General features: G+C 41.9%; 20 protein-coding genes. 12 read left to right on the top strand and 8 right to left on the bottom strand.

Annotated elements, in window-relative coordinates; all coding sequences use genetic code 11:
- Positions 1–4: 4 nt before the first annotated feature.
- Together meaB and scpA are read right to left on the bottom strand one after the other, a co-directional pair.
- On the bottom strand, positions 5–1,054 hold the full coding sequence (meaB, locus tag EHS15_RS07660; protein ID WP_210416319.1) for a methylmalonyl Co-A mutase-associated GTPase MeaB: 1,050 nt from the start codon (positions 1,052–1,054) through the stop codon (positions 5–7).
- 46 nt (positions 1,055–1,100) lie between these two features.
- Complete coding sequence (gene scpA / locus EHS15_RS07655; protein ID WP_135760092.1) at positions 1,101–3,236, bottom strand: methylmalonyl-CoA mutase; 2,136 nt, start codon at positions 3,234–3,236, stop codon at positions 1,101–1,103.
- A gap of 117 nt (positions 3,237–3,353) precedes the next feature.
- Between scpA and EHS15_RS07650 the strand changes: the two genes are divergently transcribed.
- Complete coding sequence (locus tag EHS15_RS07650; RefSeq protein WP_135759964.1) at positions 3,354–6,125, top strand: PAS domain-containing sensor histidine kinase; 2,772 nt, start codon at positions 3,354–3,356, stop codon at positions 6,123–6,125.
- Here EHS15_RS07650 and EHS15_RS07645 read toward each other — a convergent pair.
- Both EHS15_RS07645 and EHS15_RS07640 read right to left on the bottom strand, forming a co-directional pair.
- On the bottom strand, positions 6,118–7,962 hold the full coding sequence (locus EHS15_RS07645; protein ID WP_135759963.1) for a methylmalonyl-CoA mutase family protein: 1,845 nt from the start codon (positions 7,960–7,962) through the stop codon (positions 6,118–6,120). The two genes, EHS15_RS07650 and EHS15_RS07645, sit on opposite strands and share 8 nt — an antisense overlap.
- A 1-nt stretch (position 7,963) precedes the next feature.
- On the bottom strand, positions 7,964–8,272 hold the full coding sequence (locus EHS15_RS07640; protein WP_246051945.1) for a hypothetical protein: 309 nt from the start codon (positions 8,270–8,272) through the stop codon (positions 7,964–7,966).
- 66 nt (positions 8,273–8,338) lie between these two features.
- Between EHS15_RS07640 and EHS15_RS07635 the strand changes: the two genes are divergently transcribed.
- From EHS15_RS07635 to EHS15_RS07620, 4 genes are read left to right on the top strand one after another with little or no spacing between them, the layout of a single operon-like run.
- On the top strand, positions 8,339–9,010 hold the full coding sequence (locus EHS15_RS07635; protein WP_135759962.1) for a lysoplasmalogenase: 672 nt from the start codon (positions 8,339–8,341) through the stop codon (positions 9,008–9,010).
- 55 nt (positions 9,011–9,065) lie between these two features.
- A complete protein-coding gene (locus EHS15_RS07630) occupies positions 9,066–9,842 on the top strand; it encodes a ferritin-like domain-containing protein (RefSeq protein ID WP_135759961.1) in 777 nt (258 codons plus the stop codon).
- Positions 9,842–10,324, top strand: a complete 483-nt coding sequence (locus EHS15_RS07625; protein ID WP_135759960.1) for a DUF2505 family protein — start codon at positions 9,842–9,844, stop codon at positions 10,322–10,324. The genes EHS15_RS07630 and EHS15_RS07625 overlap by 1 nt, the downstream gene beginning before the upstream one ends.
- 7 nt (positions 10,325–10,331) lie before the next feature.
- Entirely contained in the window at positions 10,332–11,219 is an 888-nt protein-coding gene (locus tag EHS15_RS07620; protein WP_281277620.1) for a DMT family transporter, read from the top strand.
- Between the two features lie 10 nt (positions 11,220–11,229).
- Here EHS15_RS07620 and EHS15_RS07615 read toward each other — a convergent pair whose 3' ends face one another.
- Positions 11,230–11,976, bottom strand: coding sequence for a hypothetical protein (locus EHS15_RS07615; protein WP_135759959.1), 747 nt, complete (start codon positions 11,974–11,976; stop codon positions 11,230–11,232).
- Positions 11,977–12,011: 35 nt separating this feature from the next.
- On the bottom strand, positions 12,012–12,452 hold the full coding sequence (locus EHS15_RS07610; RefSeq protein WP_135759958.1) for a hypothetical protein: 441 nt from the start codon (positions 12,450–12,452) through the stop codon (positions 12,012–12,014).
- A gap of 178 nt (positions 12,453–12,630) precedes the next feature.
- Here EHS15_RS07610 and speD point away from each other — a divergent pair, with 178 nt between their 5' ends.
- On the top strand, positions 12,631–13,020 hold the full coding sequence (speD, locus tag EHS15_RS07605) for an adenosylmethionine decarboxylase (protein WP_135759957.1): 390 nt from the start codon (positions 12,631–12,633) through the stop codon (positions 13,018–13,020).
- 315 nt (positions 13,021–13,335) lie between these two features.
- Positions 13,336–14,196 carry an S-adenosylmethionine decarboxylase gene (locus EHS15_RS07600; RefSeq protein ID WP_135759956.1) on the top strand — a complete coding sequence of 287 codons (861 nt, stop codon included), beginning with the start codon at positions 13,336–13,338 and terminating at the stop codon, positions 14,194–14,196.
- 130 nt (positions 14,197–14,326) lie between these two features.
- Here the strand turns inward: EHS15_RS07600 and EHS15_RS07595 are convergent, their stop codons facing one another.
- A complete protein-coding gene (locus EHS15_RS07595; RefSeq protein WP_135759955.1) occupies positions 14,327–14,764 on the bottom strand; it encodes a DUF488 domain-containing protein in 438 nt (145 codons plus the stop codon).
- Between the two features lie 169 nt (positions 14,765–14,933).
- Between EHS15_RS07595 and EHS15_RS07590 the strand changes: the two genes are divergently transcribed.
- The 5 genes from EHS15_RS07590 to EHS15_RS07570 all read left to right on the top strand — a co-directional run bounded on the left by EHS15_RS07590 (position 14,934) and on the right by EHS15_RS07570 (position 18,094).
- Positions 14,934–15,530 (top strand): dihydrofolate reductase family protein, encoded by a 597-nt coding sequence (locus tag EHS15_RS07590; RefSeq protein ID WP_135759954.1) that lies wholly within the window; start codon positions 14,934–14,936, stop codon positions 15,528–15,530.
- Positions 15,531–15,694: 164 nt separating this feature from the next.
- On the top strand, positions 15,695–15,973 hold the full coding sequence (locus EHS15_RS07585) for a hypothetical protein (protein ID WP_135759953.1): 279 nt from the start codon (positions 15,695–15,697) through the stop codon (positions 15,971–15,973).
- Between the two features lie 143 nt (positions 15,974–16,116).
- Positions 16,117–16,680: a hypothetical protein gene (locus tag EHS15_RS07580; RefSeq protein WP_135759952.1), complete on the top strand. Its 564-nt coding sequence runs from the start codon at positions 16,117–16,119 to the stop codon at positions 16,678–16,680.
- A gap of 211 nt (positions 16,681–16,891) precedes the next feature.
- Positions 16,892–17,173, top strand: a complete 282-nt coding sequence (locus tag EHS15_RS07575; RefSeq protein ID WP_135759951.1) for a metal-sensitive transcriptional regulator — start codon at positions 16,892–16,894, stop codon at positions 17,171–17,173.
- A gap of 9 nt (positions 17,174–17,182) precedes the next feature.
- Positions 17,183–18,094 carry a cation diffusion facilitator family transporter gene (locus EHS15_RS07570; protein ID WP_135759950.1) on the top strand — a complete coding sequence of 304 codons (912 nt, stop codon included), beginning with the start codon at positions 17,183–17,185 and terminating at the stop codon, positions 18,092–18,094.
- Between the two features lie 32 nt (positions 18,095–18,126).
- On the opposite strand, the gene EHS15_RS07565 is transcribed toward EHS15_RS07570, so the two are convergent.
- The gene (locus tag EHS15_RS07565; protein WP_135759949.1) at positions 18,127–19,374 is read right to left on the bottom strand and encodes a TCR/Tet family MFS transporter; all 1,248 of its coding nucleotides are present in this window, start codon (positions 19,372–19,374) and stop codon (positions 18,127–18,129) included.
- Positions 19,375–19,397: the final 23 nt, after the last annotated feature.

Raw genomic sequence — 19,397 nt, 5'->3', positions numbered from 1 at the left:
CGATTTAGATCTTATTCGTATCGGCCATCAGCCTTTTGATTTCTTTTAGAACGGAAGATTTACCGTTCATAACCAGATCTTCCGAAGATTTGAGTTCTTCCGTCATTCCTTGTTTTTCGAAAAAACGATTTAACACCGCTTCTTGCAGTGTTTCGTCAAACCAAAGTTTGGTTTGTTGTTTTCTGTTGGATTCGAAATAACCGTTCTCTTGAGTGGTGTTTTTATAATCCGAAATCAAATTCCAAATTTCAGGCAGTCCTTTCCCTCCCAATCCGCTGCAGACGGTGGCTCTGGGAGTCCATTTGGATTCGGCAGGAGGGAAAAGATGAAGTGCGGATTCGTATTCGGATCTGGCTCTTGTCGCATAAGGCTCGTTCGGTCCATCCGCTTTATTGATGGCGATGAGATCCGCCATTTCCATAATCCCTCGTTTGATTCCTTGTAATTCGTCTCCCGCACCGGCAAGCATCAGAAGAAGAAAAAAATCAACCATGGAATGAACTTGGGTCTCCGATTGACCCACTCCTACCGTTTCTATAATGATGACGTCGAAACCCGCCGCTTCACAGAGATACATGGATTCTCTGGTTTTTCGGGCGACTCCTCCCAGGGAACCACTGCTAGGTGATGGGCGGATAAAGGCATTGGGAGATTTCGCCAGAACTTCCATTCTGGTTTTGTCCCCTAAGATGCTTCCTTTCGTTCTTTGGCTGCTGGGATCGATGGCAAGCACAGCAAGTTTGTATCCTTGGGAAAGTAGGAAAGAACCGAAACCTTCTATGAATGTGGATTTCCCCACTCCAGGAACGCCAGTGATTCCTATACGGATCGATTTTCCAGCATGAGGGAGGATTTTTTCCAAAATGGATTGAGCCAGATCATTGTGATCCTCTCGATTGCTTTCCACAAGAGTGATCGCTTTCGAAAGAAAGGTTCGATTGCCATCTAATACTCCTTTGGCGATTTCTTCTACCGAGTATTCTTTCCTTTTATAATTTTCCCTTTGTTTTAGGATATAAGGATTGATGGAAGGGGCGTCTTTCACCCCTGGCATCACATTGGGAGTCGTAGAGGGAGGAGGGTTTTTCTCCTCCTTGGGATTAAGCGGCTCTCCGCTCATTCAGCATAATCGTTAAGATTTGTTTTGCTGCCTCGGAAATAACCGTTCCCGGCCCGAAAATCGCAGTAGCCCCGGACTGATAGAGGAAGTCGTAATCTTGCGCGGGGATCACACCTCCGACAACAACTAACACGTCTTCTGCGCCCAGTTTCTTTAGTTCTTCGATGACTTGAGGAACAAGAGTCTTATGACCTGCCGCAAGAGAGGATACACCTAAAATATGAGCGTCATTCTCTACCACTTGTTTGGCGACTTCCGCAGGAGTTTGGAATAATGGCCCGATATCAACGTCGAACCCCATATCCGCAAAACTCGTGGAAATGACTTTGGCGCCTCGATCGTGTCCGTCCTGACCCATCTTAGCCACCATGATACGAGGTCTTCTTCCTTCCAGTTTGGAGAATTCGTCCGCTAGATTTCTAGCCTCCACAAAACCTTTGTCTTCCGAAATTTCAGAAGAATAAACACCTGAAATAGATCGAATCACTGCCTTGTATCTCCCGAAAACTTTTTCCATTGCGTAAGAAATTTCGCCCAAGGAAGCTCTTTTACGAGCCGCATCTACTGCCAGTTCCAGAAGATTTCCTTCTCCTGTTTCCGCACATTTCGTAATCGCTTCCAATGCGGCAGTGACCGCAGCAGAGTCTCTTTCTCTTTTCATTTGATTGAGACGGTTGATTTGCGCTTCTCTTACTGCAGTATTATCAATATCTAAAATATCGATCGGATCCTCTTTTTCGAGTCGATAGCGGTTCACGCCTACGATGACGTCTTTTCCCGAATCGATGCGAGCTTGTTTTCTGGCAGCCGCTTCTTCGATTCTCATTTTAGGAATTCCCGTTTCGATGGCGGCAGCCATACCGCCTAACTTTTCGACTTCTTGGATCAAATTCCAAGCTTTGTAAACCAAATCGTTCGTTAATTTTTCTACATAGAAGGATCCGCCCCAAGGATCGATCACTCGATTGATATTCGTTTCTTCTTGAAGATAGATCTGAGTGTTTCTTGCGATTCGAGCGGAAAAGTCGGTAGGAAGTGCGATCGCTTCATCCAATGCGTTCGTATGAAGCGATTGAGTGTGGCCGAGTGCCGCAGCCATCGCTTCGATACAAGTTCTTCCTACGTTATTGAAAGGATCTTGTTCCGTAAGGGACCAGCCCGAGGTTTGGCAGTGAGTTCGGAGTGCTAGGGATTTTGTGCTCTTGGGTTGGAACTGTTTTACGATTTTGGCCCAGAGCAGTCTTCCCGCTCTCATTTTGGCGATCTCCATAAAATGGTTCATTCCTATGGCCCAGAAGAAAGAAAGTCTAGGTGCGAATTCGTCAACTGACAGGCCTGATGCGATTCCTGTGCGAATGTATTCCCAGCCGTCCGCTAAAGTATAGGCGAGTTCCAAGTCGGCGGTAGCTCCCGCTTCCTGCATATGGTAGCCTGAGATGGAGATAGAGTTGAACTTAGGCATATATTTGGAAGTGTATCCGAATATATCTGCGATGATCTTCATGGAATGTTTAGGCGGATAAATATAAGTATTACGCACCATAAACTCTTTGAGGATATCGTTCTGAATCGTGCCGGATAACTTGTCTTTGCTGACTCCTTGTTCTTCTGCAGCTACGATATAAAAGGCAAGAACGGGGATGACCGCTCCGTTCATCGTCATGGAAACGGACATCTGGTCCAATGGGATTTGATCGAATAAGATCTTCATATCCAGAACCGAATCGATGGCAACTCCCGCTTTACCTACATCACCTACCACCCGTTCGTGGTCGGAGTCGTATCCTCTGTGAGTGGCTAGGTCGAAAGCGACGGAAAGTCCCTTTTGCCCTGCAGCTAAGTTTCTACGATAAAATGCATTGGATTCTTCTGCGGTTGAGAAACCGGCATACTGACGAACGGTCCAAGGTTTATTCACATACATTGTGGAATAGGGCCCTCTTAAAAAAGGAGCGATTCCAGCCGCATAATTTAAGTGTTCTAAACCTTCTAAATCCTCTTGGGAATATTGAGATTGGATGGGAATTCCTTCCGGAGTCTGCCAAAGAGATGTGGATTTCGAATTGGTAGATGATTTTTTGAATTGAAGTGGAATTTTTGTAAAATCAGGTCGCATACGGATCTTGTCTAATACAAGGATACAAAGACAAAACCAAAGAGAAAGCAGTTTTTCGATTGCAATTCTGCTTCTCAAGGCTAGGTTTCTTTTGCATTCCAACTCAAATACCTTTCTGTGCTGAACGATCCCTTATTCGCAAAAACCATCCTAGACACTGTCTCTTCTCTTGTTCTGGCACTGGATCCGGAAGGGCGCATTCTGGTATTCAACAAACAATGTCAGTCCAAAACCGGATACACTTGGGAAGAAGTCAAAGGCCAGTTTTTTTGGGACATTTTGATTCCTGAAAAAGAAAAATCCCTACTTCAATCTGAATTTCGAAAGATCCGTCCGGGAGGAGAGGGAGAGAAAGGGCATCGTTTCGAAAACATTTGGCTTACGAAAGCCGGAGAAGAAATCATCGTTCGCTGGGAAAATACCTACATAGCGGATGCAGAAGGGAACTTGGAATTGGTTCTGGGAACTGGGACTGACATAACGGATGAGATCACCGCTCGCGAAACTTTGGAAATCCAAACGTCTCTCGAATCTATTTTATATTCCTTTTCCAGAGATATAAACCAGTTCTCAGAGGAGAATTGGGAAATTCCGGTAAACAGAAGTTTAGCGAGTCTCTCTCAGTTTTTAGGTGCTCGATTGGGGATGATTTTCGACTTCCCCGGATTTCTGAATGAAGTCACTATGCTCCGTTCGAAATATAAATACAGAGAGGAAAATTTTTTCAAATCGAGCAGATCCGATTTTTTTCCCGATTTGAACTGGCGACTCATCGAAGATAAGTTATGCGAAAATCAGGTGGTGAAGATATCAGGGAGCCAAATCACTGAGATTCCTTTGGTCGATTACAAACCGAACTGGGTGCTCATTCCCATTCAGAAACATGGAAATACAACCCATGTTCTTTCCTTTTATTCAGACGACTTTCTTGTCCCTCTGCATCTTTATGTTTCTTATCTAGTATTATTTGCGGATTTATTCTCCAAGGTTTGGGATCGCATCTTATTCCAGAGAGAATTGAAAGAAGAAAGAGATTTCCTCACCAAAGTGATGGAAACTTCGGAAGAGGCGATCACCATTCTCAACCCTGATGGAGAAATCGTTTATGCAAATAAATCTGCGGAAGTGATTTTAGGATTCACTCAGGATGAAAAATACAAACTAAAATACAATTCCCCCAAGTTCATGCATAGAACCTTAGACGGAAGGATTTTTTCTCCCGACGATCAACCATTTGCTGTGGTTATACGAACGAAAAAACCGGTAAGAGAGATTCTTCAGACGATCAGTTGGGAGGGAAAAAAAGAGAAAGTGATCTCTATTTCGGGCGCTCCCAGCTTTAAGGATAAGGAAGGGGGAGAAATCGAATATGTGATTTTTTTCATATCCGATATCACTCATAAAATAGAACAGGAAAAACAATTAAGGGAATCGGAATCCAGATTCCAGGCATTTTACCAGCTTACTACGGAAGCCATTTGGATCACGGATGCCAACTTACATAGAATCTACGATGCAAACCGCGCATTTTTCGAAAAATTCGGATATACTTCTTCCGAAATTTCTTCTCTGCAAAATATCGATCTGTTTACGGAAGATTCTTGGAAACTTATTTTGGCAGGAAATCTAACCGATCAAATTCCGATAGATTTGATCGCAAAAAAGAGAGATGGAAACCTTTTTCCTATCAGCGCCAAATCCAAAATCATCCATGATAAGGGAGTGGTGCAGGTTGCGATCAGTATCCAGGACGTCAGTCATAGAAGGGAAATCAACGAACTCAGAACATACAATCGTGAGATGACCGCTAAAAACGAACTTATCGAAAAACAAAAGGAAGAACTTGTTTCTGCATTGGATCGTTTGCAGATCGCACAAGAGCAACTGGTTCTTTCCGAAAAAATGGCGGCTTTAGGGCAACTCATTGCGGGGATCGCCCACGAAATCAATAATCCAATCGGTGCCATTCAAGCAAGCAATCAGAACTTGAGAAGCGCTCAAATGGGTTTCCCTCAAAGAATGAGAGTATTGAAAGAAATTTATTCCCTAATCGACTACGATACATTAGACGAAATGATGGAGCTGATCCGGGAAAGTTACGATACGATGGAATTCATATCCGGATTGGAAGCGAGGCGGCAGAAAAAGATTCTCATCCAAAAATTGGAAGATGCATCCGTCAAAGATGCAGAAACCATCGCCGATTCCGCAATTGATCTGGGAATTCACGAGATCCTTCTCAAATACGGACGAATCTTAAATCATAGTTATGCGTCCGAAATTTTAGAAATCATATTCCGCCAAATCCAATCTTTGCACATGAGTAAAACCATTCAAGTTGCGGTGGATCGGGTTTCCAAAATCATATACGCCCTCAAAAATTATTCCCACTTCGATCAGTTAGGCAAGGCTATGCCGAGCAAAGTCACGGATGGAATCGATACGGTTCTTACCATCTATCAGGATAAAATCAAAAGGGGAGTGAATGTGATCCGCCTTTTCGAAGCGGAACCTACGATTTATTGTTATCCCGATGATTTAATTCATGTTTGGACGAACTTAATCTTTAACTCCTTGCAGGCGATGAACTTTAAAGGGGATCTTACGATCCGCACCTTTATCGACAAAGAATATCTAATCGTTTCCGTGATTGATTCCGGGCCTGGGATTCCTCTTGAGATTAGAGAAAAAATCTTTCAGCCCTTTTTTACTACGAAGGCCGCAGGGGAAGGGAGCGGGATGGGTCTAGGGATTGTGAAAAGAGTTGTGGAAAGACACCAAGGAAGAATTCATCTGGATTCGAAACCGGGTCGCACCGAATTTCAAGTGGCTCTCCCGATGAATCTTCTTGCTATGATGGGATTGGATTGGGAAACCGAGACTAAATAAGCCCCAGTTTCTTTTGCGCTTTCTCCATAAATTCGACCAGATTTCTTTTTAAGTGAATGAAATCTTCGATTCCTTTCTCTTCGGCAATCGAGATCAAATCTTTGGGGTATCCTGCAACGATTTTCCAAGCTTTAGGAAGGATGGTTTTCATAGAATCTGCAAACTGAGGGATAAATTCAGCATATTCTTCATCGGAAGAACATAATACAACGATATCCGCATTTGCTTTCTTCGCTGCCTGAACTCCTTCTTCTACGGAAGTGAATCCTAAATTGTCTATAATCTCATAACCTAGGCATCCGATATAATTGAGTCCGAATGCGGCTCTTGCCTTTCTCATTCCCAAATTTCCGATGGTAAGTAAAAACACTTTCGGTACGGATTTGTTTTTTTCAAAATAAACATCAGTCGCATTTCTCAATCGGTCGAAATCGTAGGAAACCCGAAGAGGGTTCAATCTTTTGTATTTACCTTCATTCGGAACTGAGATTTTTTTTTCTGTTTTGGAAATGGAATGTTTCAATTCGATTTGTCTTTCCGAAGAAAGAGGGTATTGGTTGGTTCCTAGGAGAGTTTGTTTCCTTGTGGAAACAGATTCTCTTTTTTTCTTTGCGGAAAGATCCACTTGTGACTGGATTGTTCCATTTAACAAAGATTTGTGGAACCCTCCTTCTTTCTCTATCTCTTGGAATTTGGCCCAAGCGACTTCGGAGAGCTTTTTAGTGAGAACTTCCAAATAGTAAGATCCGGAGGAAGGATCTTCCACTTTATCCAGATGGGATTCGTGTCTCAAAAGAAGTTGAGAATTACGGGCGATTCTGGATCCGAATTCGTTCCCATCTTTATAGACTTTATCGAAAGAATGAACGGAAACCGAATCGGCACCTCCCATCACTGCGGACATGGCTGCGGTAGTTCCTCTCAGCATATTCACATAGGGATCGTAAGCCGTAAAATTCCATTCTGTTGTGCTTGCGTGGATATGGATGGGATGTGCTTCGCCTAATCCGGGTTTGTAGGCATTCAAAATCTCAGCCCAAAGAATGCGAAGTGCTCTGAATTTAGCGATTTCAGTGAAATAGTCGGAACCGATTCCCGTCCAGAACCAGATAGATTCCGCAGCCGAATCCAGGTCTCTTCCCGATTCGATAAGAATGTTCAGGTATTCCAATCCCCAAGCAAGTGCATAAGCTAACTCTTGTGTAACGGTACTTCCCGATTCTCTTAAATAATAGGAATGCACGCAGATGAATTTTTCGTTCGAAGCACCGGAAACGAGAGAAGCTAAATTTGATTTCGTTTTTTCTTCCGTAGCTCCCAAGTCTCCGCAGAGAAGGGCGTTTCCAAAAGGATCGTAGTCGGCCAAAACTTGTTTTGCACCTTGAGCCAGGGAACGAATCTCTTTGGCAAAGTCGGGAGTGCGGCCGGATAGAGAAAATAAAACAGGAATTTCTTTTAGGTCTAGATCGGCAACGAGTCTGGAAAGATCGTTCGGTTGAGAAAGAGGAATTCCGTAGGTAGCTCCGTTTTCTTCATGAGAGAAAAATACGAAAGAGTCTACCCCTTTCTTTCGAAGAGCTTTCGCATCTTCGTTTGCAAGTGTTACCGAGGAAGAAACGATTCCTTCCGTGATTTTCCACCCTCTATCTTTGCGATGGATGCGAGGCAGAGTTTCAGAAGAGATATCTTCTTTTCGGTAAAAAGGTTCGATTAAAAAACCTTCTTCTGTTTCCCATTGGATTTTTTCATAAGGTAGACCTTTTAGGTCTTTGATGATTGTGTTTTTCCAGTCTTCTGTGCTGGTTTCCGGAAATTCCGCAAATAAAGATGATTCCAAATTAATCCTCTACGATTTCGTATTCTTCCATATAGCCGGGAAAGTCGCCTAACCCGCGTACAAATGTGAACTTGGCAGGATAAACCACCAAACGTTTCCCCGCTTGTTTCCATGTTCCGGAAAGAAGAGTGAAAGGAGTGGCTACGATAAAAGTTCCGATGCCTAGTACGGTTCCAGCGAGCCCCACCGGTCTTGCGATTGCCATATCTAACAACATTTCGCCTCCACTAGGTACTTCCCTTGCGGAAAGAGAGCTGAAGGAAAAAAAGAAGATTAAGAAAAGGATGGACAGGGGACGGTTTGCTTTCATATATTAATGACTCAAAGGTTCTCTCAATGATAAAATCGTTCGAGTCCCTATTGTAAAGTAAGAATTATGGCAAAAGAAATTGTTTTATTTGGTTTGTACTCGATCGTTCATCTTCTAGCAATCTTAACGATCACAAAAGAGAGTTACTTCTTCCTTCCTTCCAAAATCATCCCTATCTTGATTTTGATTGTATCCCTTGTCCGATTTTGGGGTGAACTCCAAAAAAGAGGGAAATTGGTCGTTTTGGCACTGATTTTTTCCGCTTTCGGTGATTCTTTCTTGGCTTTGCCAGGGGAGAAATTTTTCGTTCCGGGCTTGGGTTCTTTTCTATTGGCGCAATTGATTTATGCGTATGCTTTTTCCATCGGCTCTACATTGAAATTGAAATTGTCTCTGCCTTTCTTGGCATTCGGCGGGGTTTTCTTCGCACTTCTAGTTCCTAAGCTAGGGGTTCTTTTGATTCCTGTAGCGGTTTATATCGCAGCCATCTGTCTAATGGGTTGGAGAGCTGCTGCTCGCGTCTCTCAAGCGCATGCATACCGCTGTGGACTCATCGGAGCGATCACGTTTATGGCTTCCGATTCCATCATCGCCTATTCGATGTTTTTGAATCCTCATATGGACAGATTGCTCGCTTCCATGCTCATCATGATCACTTACTATCTTGCCCAGGCGCTTCTTTATGAATCCGTCAAGGTAGAGGAATTGATCCTGAAAGAAGATCCGAAAAGTACTTGAAGCTCGCATTGAATCCGCTAGAATATAAGCGCTTTCTTGAAGGAATATCTTGACAATGAAATCACTCAAAAAAACTACATTTCTCGAAGCCGTAGCCGCAGCCATCGATCATGAAGTAAAATGTTTTCAATTTTATCTCAAAACATCCGAAAGTTTGGCGGAAGGTCCCGTGAGGGAACTTTTCAGCCAACTTGCGTTAGATGGTGATGAACATATAAAATACATCCGCGAAGTTTATAAAAACGCGGAAGGGAAAGAACTTCCCAACCTCAAACAACTGAACGAAATCGAAAAGTTCCATTCTTCCACTATACAGAAGTTAATGGATAAGTTGGATCGAAACAAATCCGTAGAAGTCAACATGGACGAACGTAAGGCTTTGGAACTTGCGATTCGAGAAGGGGACGACGCCCGCGATTTTTACGAAAAAATCCGTAATAAGTTCCAAGATCCGAAAATCAATCTTCTCTTTCAAAAACTATCCAACTTCAGTGAGACAAACAACTCTTTGTTGGAAGCACAGGCAAGAGCGATGGAACAATCCAATCCTGAGCAAGTATTTTATTGGGAAGACGAAGAGCTTTTAGCGCAGGTGACTCCCACCGCTAAAAAAACGACTACCAAGTCCGAATCCACACCTAAGAAAAAGACAGTCGCTCCTCCCAAAAAGAAATCCGTTTCTTCCAAAACGAAAGCGCCTGCTAAGAAAAAAGCAAAGGTAGTCAAAAAGAAAGCGGTTCAAAAATCCGCGAAAAAGGCCGTAAAGAAACCGGTAAAAAAGGCAGTTAAGAAAAAAGCGAAACCTGCCCAAAAGAAAGGAAAGAAAAAATAGTGAAATACCAAGTGACTCATAACTTCCCGGTTCCTCTTGCTAAATTGCTTCATGCAAGGGAAGAGAGATACAAACATCTGGATCAGTTTCCTGATCTGAAAAATGTGACTCTTGTAGAAGAGAAAAAAGAAGGAAACATCATCACTCAAAAGAGAAAGGTAAGTTTGGATGGTTCTATGCCTGCCGTTTTATCGGCAGCATTGAACGATCTATCTCTTTTGGAAGAATCCACTTTTGATGTGACTACGAATACTCACGAATTCAAAATCGCTCCTCCTGGAAAAGACAATGTATTTGTGATTAAGGGCAAAAGCATCTATCGGGAAGCGACTGCCGGTTCGGAAAGAGTGTACGATGTAGAAGTTCACTCCAGCCTGCTTTTCGTTTCCCCCATCGTAGAAAAGGCGATTGAGGAAATTCACAAACATAGTTTGGAAAAGGACAGAAAATCCATAGCCAAATTTTTGGGAGTCGAAAGTTAAGGAAGAAGTGAATTCTTCTTCCCGTCTCAAAAGCATCTTAGAGTTGAATTTGTCCATCCTCATCATGGGGAATGTGACTCTTTTCGCAAAACTACTTCCTTTCCCTGCTTCGACCATCATATCGGGCAGGGCCATCTTCTCCGTCATCATTCTGGCCGCATTTTTACTTCTTCGAAAAAAAGAGATTCGGTTTCAAAAACCTTCTGACGCATTTAAAATCTTCGGGATAGGGATTTTATTCGGAGTCCATTGGGTGACTTATTTCCATTCCATACAGGTTTCTACCGTTGCGATCGGAATGCTTTCCCTTTTCACCTATCCTATGTTCACTGCTATTTTGGAACCTATGTTTACTGGTACCAAAGCGGATAGATATTCCATCTTTCTGATTCTATTTTCTTTTTGCGGACTTTTTTTCATCGTGCCAGAGTTCGATTGGAACAATTCCCAATTTCAGGGAGTGGTTTGGGGTTTGATCTCCGCCGTATTGTATTCTTTACGAAATATTCTCACCAAACAGATGCACACTCATTATTCGAGCTCTTCTCTTCTGTTCATCCAGTTGATCGCCACTTCTCTTATTTTACTTCCTTTTGCGGACGGACTCATTGATATGATTTCCGAACCCAAATACCTTCTTTATCAAGTGTTGCTAGCGGGTATATTTACTTCTTTAGCGCATACCATGTGGATTCGCAGTTTTTCCGCTTTATCCGTAACAACTGCGGGAGTTTTTTCCACCTTGAGTCCGCTGTATGGCAGTTTTGCGGCTTGGCTTATCTTAGGAGAACTTCCTCCGGAAAGGATTTGGCTGGGAGGAGGTATGATTCTATTCTCTGCGATTATGGAAGTGGTGCGGCAATCTTCCTGGAAACAGGCGGAAGAAGCATCTTAAAGAAACCTCTTTAATTCTTTTCCTGAGTCAAAAGTTTCAATTGATTCTCTGCTTTTTCTTTCCAATAGCCATCCGGTTGTTCTTGGAGGATTGTTTTCAAAAATCGAATCTCTGCAGAACGAAAACTGATTTCTTCTGTATTGTCCGAGATTTTGCGTTTGAATTCAGGGTCCCATCGAAATTTCGGATTGGCCAGCGCTTTGAATCCGTCTTCCAAAAAAGCGATCGATGGATCTTGTGAGGAAGACTTATTGTTTTTCGTATTTTTGTCAGTCACTTGAAAGACTCCCAAAAATACGATTTCTCCCGGCTTTCCTTTGAAATTCAAAACGGAATCGGCAGGATCCACTTTCAAATTACGCTTTAAAATGCATCTGTCCCCGCAGATTTCCGCCCATTCCAGTTGATGCAAAGAATATTCCTTGTTCGGTTGTAGAATAAGTACATTATAATGATCTAAAGAGTAGGGAGTGATCTCTTCCTTACCCGGCTTTGTTTCCAGGAGCACACTTCTTCCTTGGATGGGAACACCGTAATAAGCGGGTTCAGAGAAGGAATAATTGGTAGGACGAGGGGAATAGAGATAAAATCCTATGAAGGAAAGTTCCGATTTTTCCTGATCCGTATTCGGATTCGGGATTTTGGCGCTGCTCGCAAAACAATGGGAAACGAAAACCCAGGAACAAATCAAACTAAGAACCGGGAAAGAAACGTAACGAAGTGGAGAATAGAGCCGTGAAGTTTCCATAACTTTCAATATAACATTTCCCCGGGTTCTTTCTATTCGTTTTTCTATTTTGTTTTTCTTAGGGTTGTCATTTCCTCTACACTGGGAAGTTCTTTAGAGGAATGCCGGATCTCTCCTGTAGAATTCAATAAATAATATCTGGGAAGTTCTCCCTTTTTGATTTCCGCAAAACGATCATCTAAGATTAAACCTTGAAAATCAGTGTCCGCAGGATTCACATTCAATAAAACAAAGCTGGAAAGATCCGGTTTTCCTTCTCCACATTCCAATCCTTTCAAAAAATCGCAGCGTCTTTGAGTTACTGAGAGAAGTACTAATTTCCCTTCTCTGCCTGCTTGTGAAAACGCAAAAGAACGGTTATGCCCCCAGATGACGTCTTCACTCGCCAATTGGTTTAGATAGAGGTAGCCGTTGACGAGCATCAGAATGAAAAGCGGCATTGCCATAAAGCCGACTAGGTAAAAGATTTTTGAGTATTGTTTCATTTTTTTTGTTAAGCTTGCAACATTCCTCCCGAAAGATGAGTCATAAGGGAATGATTGGTGCAGTGTATTAATTTTTTAATATAAACAGAGAAAAATTTCTTTACCCTTGCGCCAATCTGAATTTATGGTCAAGTCTCATTCTTATTATGTACCGTAGGAGGTCTTAGACGAAGAAAAAATGAAAGCATTGGGACAACACGTTATAGCAGAACTTTATGAGTGCGATCCGGAAATGATCAACAACCATGAGCTTGTCGAAACCATCATGTTGGAAGCAGCAGATGTGTCGGGAGCAACAGTTGTGAACTCCACTTTCCACCAATTTAACCCGTACGGCGTCAGTGGTTGTGTTGTGATTAGTGAATCACATTTTACCATCCATACATGGCCAGAATACGGATATGCTGCTATCGATGTCTTTACCTGTGGTGATTTGATCGACAACAATAAAGCTCTTTTGTACATGAAAGAGAAATTTGCTGCGAAATCAATCTCTGTGGTCGAAATGAAGCGAGGATTGCTCAACCTTCCTGTTGAACAGATCCGAGTGAAACCAGTCGGCGCTTAATGACAGAACAGGTAACTTATGACGTCGAAGAGGAACCTCCAGGGCGATCCGCCTACGGAAAGAGTTCCAAACCACGTTCCCTTCCTCAAAACTTTATTAACCAGATCGTCTCTGGAAAAGGTAATGTTGCAGTCTCTGTAACTCTTTTCTCGGACACTTTCGTGGAGACCAACTCACTCGGTCTCTCTGGGGCTAATTCGCACTTTTACGTGCGAGAGAACATAGCATCCTCCAACCTAGAGGTTTTTCCTTCCTACGACCTCGCTGGATCTGTGAACTCAAAAACAAAAAATTTGCTGCTGGAGGTTTCACATCGTGAAACTTAAATCAAGAAACCAAGTCGTGAATCGGTTTTCCTATCTTCACAAAGATCTGGAAGTTTTAGAAGATGAGGCAGGAAAGGCTGTTGTCCATACCAACTCTAACATCAAAAAAGGCGAAACAGTCGCTGTATTCGGTGGAAAAGTTGTTCCTAGCTCAGGGCTTTCTAGTCTAGGCCAAGAAGTATTCGCACTTCCCATATCCGAGAATTTGTTTCTCGTAAATCCCATCCACGATGATGGTCCGGATGCGGTTCATTTGATCCGCCATAGCTCCGAGCCGAATTGCGGTTTCCAAGGTCAAATCGAACTTGTGGCTCTTCGAGACATCGCTTCCGGAGAAGAGATCACTTACGATTCTTATATGTTAAACGGCGCCGTTTTGAAATCCGGTGATGCGTTTGCAGAATCCATCCGTAAAAGATACAACGGAAATTTTGCAACTTTCATCCAACGTCAAATCGATTCCGATTCCAACCTAAGAGTATTCCCTATGTTTCAGGAAGGGGCTTGGGGACTTTTAACTTCTCTGGACGTAATCGACTGTAACGGTGAATTGATCCGCGATGCGGAAGCAATCAAACGTTATGTGGTTGAGCTTTGTGAACTCATCGATATGAAAAGATTCGGTGAGACTCATGTGGTTCATTTCGGAGAAGATGAAAGAGTTGCAGGATACTCCATGTTTCAATTGATCGAAACATCTTGTATCTCCGCTCACTTCGCAAATGAAACGAACATCGCTTATATCGATATCTTTTCTTGCAAAGGATACGAGCCTAAAGTAGCGGCAGAGTTCACTAGAAAATTCTTTGAAGGAAAAGGAATGCGAATCAACGTTTGCAACCGTTTCTAATCAGAATCTAAGTCGATTTTGCACGAAAGCCGTTCCTTGAATCAGGGAACGGCTTTTTTTATATTTGGGCTTTTTGTACAATCAATTTGAGAAAGAAATAGAAAATGAAAAAGGGCTTTCCTAAGTGAATTTATAAGTGAACGATATTTATATTTTGATCGTACTCTTTTTTCAAGAACTCTGCAGCAACTCTGCGGTGACAGAAATGAGGTTTTTCTTCACTGCATAATAGGCATGAATCTTCAAAATTATATTTTTGGGATTTGATCTCATTGAATCTTTTTTTGATCAAATTTAGATATAGTTTTTCATAATCCGCCCAACTACCTTTTTCTTTTTTATATTGATCCAGCATCTCTTGGGTAGGGGCAAACAACGTTAGGTGTTCATAGTCGATATTTCCGATTTTTTTGAGGAAATATTGAAGATCTTCTTTTTTGGAAAACCCCGCCAATTGAGATACATTATTCAATCTCACATCTAAGACTCTTTTTACTTTCGAAGCCACTAAGGTTTCAAAAAAGTCTTTCGCTTTTCTTTTCGTAAAACCGATTGTAAATAGTTTCATTCGCAATGATAGGTCGGATTTTCTTTCTTTAGTCTAGTAAATTTTTTTTCGACTTTCATAGAATGTTGCGAAAGTTGGAGGAAGGAAGAAGGCAGTAATAAATGCAATTGACTGGCAAAAAATTTTTCTTCAATATTGGATCGAAATTGATTTCATAAGGAACCTGGTTATGAGAAAGATCATCGTACTCGAATTTCTAACTCTTGATGGAGTGATCCAAGCAGGAGGAGGGCCGGAAGAAGATACTAGCGGAGGATTCGTGTATGGAGGGTGGCAGGTTCCTTATTCCGACGAGACGCTAGGGACAGTCATGCAGAAGCAGATGAGTTTGCCATTCGATCTGCTTTTAGGCCGCAAAACGTTTGAGATTTGGGAGCCTTATTGGCCGAAACATTCCGACTTTTGGCCTGGAGTCATGTCTGCAACTAAATATGTTGCTTCAAATACACTCACTTCCAGTGAATGGAAACCCTCCATGTTTTTAAGCGGAGATATTGTGGAGAAAATCAAAAAACTCAAACAAGAGGATGGTCCGGATCTACACGTTTATGGAAGTGCTAATTTAGTTCAGACACTTATGAAACATGATTTAGTCGATGAGTTTTGGTTAAAGATATATCCGTTGACGTTGGGAAGCGGCAAACGGTTGTTCACCTCCGGCACGATCCCCGCAGCTTTTCAAGTAACGGAAAGTCGGATCTCTCCCAACGGAATCATCATTGTAAATTACAAAAGAGCGGGTGGGGTAGAGACGGGAAGTTTTTGAATTGTGGATAAGAATTCATTTTGTAAAATCAAAATTTGGAATCAGCGGATCAAAAGTTCCATTATACTTGAAATTCAATTGACTTGTTTTTTTGATCTGGAAGTATTTTGCAGATAAATAAAGTTAGTCGAAAATAGAATAACTTAAAAATGAAGGAGAAATAAATGTCCATTCCTGCAATAACAATGGCGACTGCAAATTCGATTCAATTTTCTGAATTAGGTATTGTTTCCGCCTCTAGTAATAGTTCCAATACAAAAATGGCTTTCAGGCAAAAAGCAATAGATAAAAGGAATACAGAACTCTGCCAGGACGCATTGGATAGGTTGAGAGAAAATACTCTAGAATATTATCCAGGTGCAGATGCTGTTATTATTTTAAATATGATTCAAAATCAAGGTGTTGCCTTTAATGCTATAGGCATTGCAATCAAATATAAATAAATTAGCCTAAAGCTAGATTTGAAACGCAAAGACAAAAATTATCATTTGAGCTTCCTCTATGGATTCCGGGGAATTAGAATTTATTTCTGATTTTCGGCAATAAATGTTAGTTTCTCGGAAATATATGAGGAAAGGACTTAATTTTGAAAACAAGTAATCTAGAAAAATCTCTCTTCTCTGCAACCAGAGTTTTCACAACTGTTGGAATTCTATTTTTCTTAATCGTTACAATCATCGCTACTGTCGTATTTTTTACTTCAGGAAAAGATACTTATGTTTCTTACGAAGAAGTGAAACAATCCTTGGCTCCCGCTACTTCAGATGCGCAACCGAAAATTGAAGATACTCTTCCAGGCATCAACATTCCTGATAACATTAAGGAAACTTTTACAGGAGACAATTTATCCATTCTTTACGGATGGTTAAACCCGCTGGATGATGAGAAAAAACAAGATTTTTTGAACAATCTTTCTAAAGTCATTACGAAAGCTAAAGATAATAATGAAGATCCAACGGACATCATCAATCGATACAAGGAGCTGAAATATCCGAAGTTTGCTTCAAGCGAATTTGAGAAATACTTTGAGAAAGTTCTCAAAGCAGTTTATATCTCATTGGCCGTTTTTTCCTTTATCATTGCGATTCTTTTATGTTTGATTTTAGTTTTATTGGCTATCGAAAGAAACACTCGAAACGAATCAGAATAATCTTTCCTATAACTTGGCTTATTGTATCTGAACCGTGTCGGTAAGCCAAATCCTGCATCCTTATCTTAAACGATATTTTTCCTAAATCTTCCAAAACCGCTCTCAATCCAACCTTCACTCTGAGAACTAAACACTCTGAAAGTTTTAAATTGATTCTCCTTCCGCCAATTTTCTAATTGACTTATCCCCTACCGGGGGATAGGGATATTGTATGGACCAATCGACGATCGCATCCAAAAAAATACAGGACCGCCTCGCACGCTTGGAAGGGCATTTGAAATCTGTTAGAAATATGGTGGCGGAGGGGAAACCTTGCAACGACGTCATCCACCAAATTGCGGCAGTGCAGGCAGCTCTTTCCAAGGTAGCCAAACTTCTGATAGAGGATCATTTTTCCCATTGCATTCTGGCGCAAACGAAAGATCCGGAACTTACGGAGGATTTGAAAGAATTCATGTCTTCCATAGACAATTATTTTCGAACCATTCATTAGGAAAACACCATGCACGATCACTCTCATCATTCCCACGACCACAAAGATTCCGATCACCACCATCATCATTCTCATAAAACACCGGAAGGAACGAAAAATATCGCAATCGCATTCTGCATGAACGCAAGTTTCACCATTATAGAGTTAGTTGGTGGCCTCTGGACGAATAGCACCGCCATCGTTTCGGACGCTTTTCATGATTTGGGAGATTCTTTCGCATTGGGATTCGCCTATTTTTTGGAAAGGAAATCCAATAAAGGTAAAAACGAAAATTTGAGTTATGGTTACAAAAGATTTTCGCTTTTATCCGCGTTTTTGACTTCTTCCATATTGATCGTTAGCTCTGTAGCATTGATCTATCATTCCATTTTTAAGTTTTTGGAACCGGAACCTGTCAATGATCAAGGAGTGTTCTTTTTGGCATTATTCGGAATTTTGATCAACGGGATCGGGTTCATGCGTCTCAAATCGAATTCAGGTTGGAATGAAAGAGCAGTGAAACTTCATTTTCTGGAAGATGTATTGGGTTGGGTCGCGGTTCTAGTGATGAGCATTGTGCTTTATTTTAAGGACTGGTTTTGGTTGGATCCTCTTCTCTCCATAGGAATCAATCTTTTCGTGCTCAGTAGAGCTCTCCCAAATCTGTTTCAGATAGGAAAAATTTTTCTACAGTATGTTCCGCAAGGGCTTTCTCTTCATAAGATCGAAGAGGAGATCACATCTTTGAAAGGAGTGGAGTCCATATCCGACTCTCATTTGTGGTCGTTAGATGGAGAGATTCATGTATTTACAGCCCATATATCTTTCGATGGCCTCACAAAAGATGAATTTTCGGAAACAAAACAGAAAGTGAAATCTTTGTTAAATGATTATGGAATTCAAAAGATCACTTTGGAATGGGAAGAAAAGAGAGGGAAGTGACTCCCTTTCTTTTCCAGAGGTGCAGATGAAACTTAGGCGGTGGTTTTTGTTGTTTCTTCCGTCTCTTTCTCCAAAGTGAAATAAGCGACTGCAAGTGCGATTAGAGTGATGACTGCACTGAGCCACATAGGAGCTCCGGGAAGATAGATTCCCCCTCCTGTAGTAAAATAAGTGAATACGCTCGTCATCAGAAGCGGTCCGAAGATGGAGGTCACACTCATCAAACTAGTTAAAGTTCCTTGTAGTTCCCCTTGTTCGTTGGCTGGGACATGAGAAGAAACGATTCCCTGCAAAGCAGGCCCTGAAATCCCTCCCAAACAATAAGGGATGGAGAATGCGAACATCATCCAAGAAGCGTTTGCCATTGCGTATAACGCATAACCGATCGAAAAAAGTGCGGTACCCAGATACACACTGTTTTTCGCTCCTAACTTTTTCATAGAGATTCCCATCAAACCTCCTTGTACGATTGCGATCAATACTCCTACGACTGCTAGAGAAATTCCGATCATCTTCTCATCCCATTTGAATCTTTCGATCACATAAAAGGCCCAGTTGGATTGAACCGAGTGAGATCCTATGCTGACCAAAAAGAAAACAAACACAAGAGGCAAAATCAAAGGGTAACGTTTTAGATTATAGAGAGCTCCCAAAGGATTTGCATTTTTCCACTCGAAGGCTCTTCTATTTTCCTGGGATAAGGATTCGGGTAATATGAAAAACCCGAAGAGAAAGTTGACGAATGTAAGTATTGCGGCTGCTAGAAAAGGGATTCTGGATCCGAATTGTCCCAAGAGACCTCCCACTAACGGGCCGATGATAAAGCCCAAACCGAACGCGACTCCGATGAGCCCGAAACTCTCCGCCCTTTTTTCGGCAGGAGTGATGTCTGCGATATAGGCGCTTGCAGTCGTGAAACTGGCCCCCATAATCCCTGCGATGATTCTTCCTACGAAAAGGAAAAACAAAGTAGGGGCGAATGTGAGAAATAAATAGTCCAAGGTGAATCCGAAGAGTGCTGCCAAAAGAACCGGTCTTCTTCCGAAACGATCACTTAAGGCTCCTACAAAAGGAGCACATACGAACTGAACTAGGGAGTATGCGAACATCAAAAACCCTCCGTGAGAGGAGGCTTGGCCGATACTGTCTCCAGTGAGTTCTACGATAAGGTTGGGGAGGACGGGAATTACGATCCCAAACCCTATGGAATCGATCAGGATGGTGACGAAAATAAAACCTACGGCAGCAGTGCGCGTGTTTTTAGGATTCAGGAATTTCATTCTGTCAAAAATTTGTCATACAT

Source organism: Leptospira idonii, assembly GCF_004770995.1.
Lineage (GTDB): Bacteria > Spirochaetota > Leptospiria > Leptospirales > Leptospiraceae > Leptospira_A > Leptospira_A idonii.
The sequence above is the reverse complement of the archived record's forward strand: the minus strand, read 5'-3'. Positions and strand labels throughout refer to the sequence as shown.